Here is a 3662-nt window from a genome sequence, read left to right as displayed (position 1 = left end):
CCGCGCCGGCGGCGAGCGTGGCGGTCAGCTTCAACCCGCGCCCGGTCAGCCGCGGCGAGTACGCCCGCTTCGCCAGCGCCAGCGCGCGCGCGCCGGCGCTGTGCCGCGAGCGCGTGTCGCTGCTGCGCGTGCTCTCGCCCAAGGACTGGAAGGAGCCGGGCTTCGGCCAGACCGAATCCGAGCCGGTGGTGTGCGTGTCGATCGCCGACGCCGAGGCCTATGCGCAGTGGTACAGCCAGCAGACCGGCCGCCGCTACCGCCTGCCCACCGCCGAGGAAGCGCAGCGCATGCCGCTCAACGGCGGCCGCTCGCTGTCGATGTGGTCGGCCGACTGCGGGCGCAACTGCCAGCAGCGCCAGGTCGGCGGCAATTCCTGGCGCAGCGCGCAGGCGCAGCGGCCGCTGAGCGCGGGACGCGGCTACGACGATGTCGGCTTCCGCCTGGTGCGCGAGCGCTGAGTCGCGGCGTCGTGGCGGCGATGGCGAAGCCCTCCCTCGCGGAGGGCTTTTGCTTTTGTGGGAGGGCCTTCAGGCCCGACGCTTTTCGGTCGGATCTTCGCGACCGGATCGGAAAGCGTCGGGCCTGAAGGCCCTCCCACAACAGCGCAGCGCGGCGATCCAAGCGCAAGGCGTCGATCTCGAACACCCATACACGGCAACTCCGAACAGGTCGGCTCCCCTACAATCCGCCCCATGCGCCCGCCCAATCTGCAACGCCTGTTCCTCTCCGGCCTGTTGACCCTGCTGCCGATCTGGCTGACCTGGGTCGTGGTCAAGTTCGTGTTCGTGTTGCTGTCGGACATCAGCAAGCCGCTGGTGGGGCCGCTGTTGCGCGACGCCGCCCTCATCGATCCGCAGGCGCTGGGTTGGCTCGGCTCCGGGTGGGTGCAGACCGCGCTGGCGCTGATCGCCACGGTCGCGGTGATCCTGCTGACCGGCGCGCTGGCCCGGCGCGTGGTCGGCCAGACCCTGCTGCGCTGGTTCGAATCGCTGATCCGCCGGATTCCGCTGGCCAGCACCATCTACGGCAGCGCGCGGCAGTTGCTCGACATCCTGCAGACCAAGCCCGACGGCACCCAGCGCGTGGTGCTGGTGGACTTCCCGCATACCGAGATGAAGTCGATCGGCTTCGTCACCAAGGTCATGCGCGAGGAAGGCAGCGGCCGCGAACTGGCCGCGGTGTACGTGCCGACCACGCCCAACCCGACCTCGGGCTATCTGGAAATCGTGCCGGTGGAGAAGATCACCCCGACCGACTGGAGCGTGGACCAGGCGATGAGCTTCATCATCTCCGGCGGCGCGGTGTCGCCGGCGACGATTCCGTTTTCCGTGCCCGCGGCCGCGACCGCAGCCGCCCCATCCGCGGCTGCGGCCGCGCCCGACAAGGATGCCCCCTGATGACGTTGCGCCGTGCATTTTCGCTGTGCCTCGCCGCCGCGCTGTCGTTGCCGCTCGCGGCGAACGCGGCCGCCGCGCTGACCCCGCACCCGGTCGCGCTCGACGACGGCCGCAGCTTCAGTCTCGACCTGCCGGCGCAGCTCGAGATCGTGCCGGTCGTGCAAGGCCTCAAGCGCGTGCGCTTCTTCGCCCGCAGCCCCGACGGCCGCCTGTTCGTCACCGATATGCACGACCTCAGCGACAACAGGCTCGGCCGCGTGTACGCGCTCGACGGCTGGGACGAAAAGCGCGAGCGCTACACCAAGGTCTCGGTGTACCTGGACAAGCAACGCAATCCCAACAGCGTCGCCTTCCACACCGACGCCGGCGGCCAGCAATGGCTGTACCTGGCCAACACCGACAAGCTGCTGCGCTATCGCTACCGCAACGGCGACGTGAAGCCCTCGTCCGAACCCGAGACCCTGGCCACCTTCCCCGACTACGGCCTGAGCTACAAATACGGCGGCTGGCACCTGACCCGCAGCCTCGCCTTCGGCGGCGGCAAGCTGTATGTCGCGGTCGGCAGCAGCTGCAACGCCTGCGTCGAGAAAGAAGACGTGCGCGCGGCGATCTTGCAGATGAATCCCGACGGCAGCGGCCAGCGCATCTACGCGCGCGGCCTGCGCAACGCGGTCGGGCTGCTGTACCGCGACGGCAAGCTGTTCGCGACCAACCAAGGCTCCGATCATCTCGGCGACGACAAGCCGGACGAGACCCTGTTCGTGGTCAAGGACGGCGCCGATTACGGCTGGCCGTATTGCCACTTCAGCCGCGGCAAGGTGTTCGCCGATCCGAAGTTCCCGCGCAAGGAGGGCTGCGCGAATGTGCCCAAGCCGTTCGCGTACTTCCCTTCCCACGCCTCGGCGCTCGGCCTGACCTGGTTCCCCGCCAGCGACCAGGGCGAGTTGCGCGACGAATTCGCGGTGGCGCTGCACGGTTCCAGCAAGCTCAAGCTCGGCCACGGCTACCGCATCGTCCGGGTCGGCGCCGACGGCCGCGCGCGCGGCGACCTCGTCGCCGGTTTCGTCCAGGGCGGCAAGGCGGTCGGCCGGCCCTGCGACGTGCTCGCGCTGGGCCGCGACAGCTTCCTGTTCACCGACGACAAGTCGGGCGTGATCTACAAGGTGAGGCCGAAGCGGTGAGCGCCAGCGAAACCAGCATCCCGTTCGTCTCCGGCCAGGGCACGCCGACGCTGCAGGACCGCTCGCTGCGCTTGTTCATCGTGCTGTCCTCGTTCTTCTGCGTGAACGCGGCGCTGGCCGAGTTCATCGGGGTCAAGATCTTCGCCCTCGAAGACACGCTCGGCATCGCGCCGCTGCAGTGGAACCTGTTCGGCCAGAGCGGCTCGCTGAACTTCACCGCCGGCACTTTGTTGTGGCCGATCGTGTTCCTGATGACCGACGTCATCAACGAGTTCTTCGGCCGCCGCGGCGTGCGCCTGATCTCGTGGCTGGCGGCGATGCTGATCGCCTACGGCTTCCTGTTCGCCTTCGCCGCGATCGCGCTGGCGCCGGCGGGCTGGTGGGTCACCGCGGCGCAGGCGCAGGGCGTGCCCGACTACCAGGCCGCGTTCGCGGCGATCTTCGGCCAGGGCATGTGGAGCATCGGCGGCTCGCTGGCGGCGTTCATGCTCGGCCAGCTGATCGACGTGGCGGTGTTCCACCGCATCCGCAGCGTCACCGGCGACAGGCACATCTGGCTGCGCGCGACCGGCTCGACCGCGGTGTCGCAGCTCGTCGACAGCTTCGTGGTGCTGTACATCGCCTTCGTGCTCGGGCCGCAGCACTGGCCGATCCCGCAATTCCTGGCGATCAGCACGGTCAACTACGGCTACAAGATGCTGGCCGCGTTCGCGATGATCCCGTTGATCTATCTGCTGCGCGTGTGGATCCACGGCTACCTCGGCCACGAGCGCGCGAGGCAGTTGCGCGACGAGGCCGCAGCCGACTGAGCGCGCCGCGGTGGGAGGGCCTTCAGGCCCGACGCCGTCCGCTCCGATCGCCGCGATCCGCCCTCGCGCCCGCGCGATGAAGCCCGGCCGTCGCGCGGCGCGCGCCCGCAGCGGCGCGCTACGCGCCCGCCATGACCTTCGGCCCATGTCCCGCTGCGCGCCGCGCGCGAGCCTGCGGGTCCAACCGTCCGGATCGACCCCATGACCGCTTCCCCGTCCCGCGCGTTCGCGCGCCCGGCCGCGACCCTGCTCGCCGCCGCGCTGGCCCTCGCCCT

General features: G+C 69.9%; 6 protein-coding genes. 5 read left to right on the top strand and 1 reads right to left on the bottom strand.

Annotated elements, in window-relative coordinates:
• On the top strand, positions 1-458 hold a 458-nt coding region (locus A7A76_RS04380; RefSeq protein WP_206410051.1), incomplete at its 5' end, for an SUMF1/EgtB/PvdO family nonheme iron enzyme.
• Here A7A76_RS04380 and A7A76_RS26260 read toward each other — a convergent pair.
• Positions 419-598: a DUF6053 domain-containing protein gene (locus A7A76_RS26260; RefSeq protein WP_428995081.1), complete on the bottom strand. Its 180-nt coding sequence runs from the start codon at positions 596-598 to the stop codon at positions 419-421. The genes A7A76_RS04380 and A7A76_RS26260 overlap by 40 nt on opposite strands.
• Here A7A76_RS26260 and A7A76_RS04375 point away from each other — a divergent pair.
• Genes A7A76_RS04375 through A7A76_RS26255 form a run of 4 tightly spaced genes read left to right on the top strand, consistent with a single transcriptional unit; the run spans position 516 to position 3592 of the window.
• On the top strand, positions 516-1397 hold the full coding sequence (locus A7A76_RS04375) for a DUF502 domain-containing protein (protein WP_428995080.1): 882 nt from the start codon (positions 516-518) through the stop codon (positions 1395-1397). The genes A7A76_RS26260 and A7A76_RS04375 overlap by 83 nt on opposite strands.
• Entirely contained in the window at positions 1397-2578 is a 1182-nt protein-coding gene (locus tag A7A76_RS04370; RefSeq protein WP_206410049.1) for a PQQ-dependent sugar dehydrogenase, read from the top strand. Before A7A76_RS04375 ends, A7A76_RS04370 begins: the two co-directional genes overlap by 1 nt.
• Complete coding sequence (locus A7A76_RS04365; RefSeq protein ID WP_343225278.1) at positions 2575-3387, top strand: queuosine precursor transporter; 813 nt, start codon at positions 2575-2577, stop codon at positions 3385-3387. The genes A7A76_RS04370 and A7A76_RS04365 overlap by 4 nt, the downstream gene beginning before the upstream one ends.
• Before the next feature lie 10 nt (positions 3388-3397).
• Positions 3398-3592, top strand: a complete 195-nt coding sequence (locus A7A76_RS26255) for a DUF6053 domain-containing protein (RefSeq protein ID WP_428995079.1) — start codon at positions 3398-3400, stop codon at positions 3590-3592.
• Positions 3593-3662 lie beyond the last annotated feature (70 nt).

It is taken from the genome of Lysobacter enzymogenes, assembly GCF_017168095.1.
GTDB classification, from domain to species: Bacteria; Pseudomonadota; Gammaproteobacteria; order Xanthomonadales; family Xanthomonadaceae; genus Lysobacter; species Lysobacter enzymogenes_D.
Note: the sequence above shows the minus strand (reverse complement) of the source record. Positions and strands in the feature narration are given on the sequence as shown.

Excerpts from the sequence above, each read along its gene's own strand:
- A7A76_RS04370 (WP_206410049.1), top strand. The coding sequence starts at position 1,397 with ATGACGTTGCGCCGTGCATTTTCGCTGTGCCTCGCCGCCGCGCTGTCG.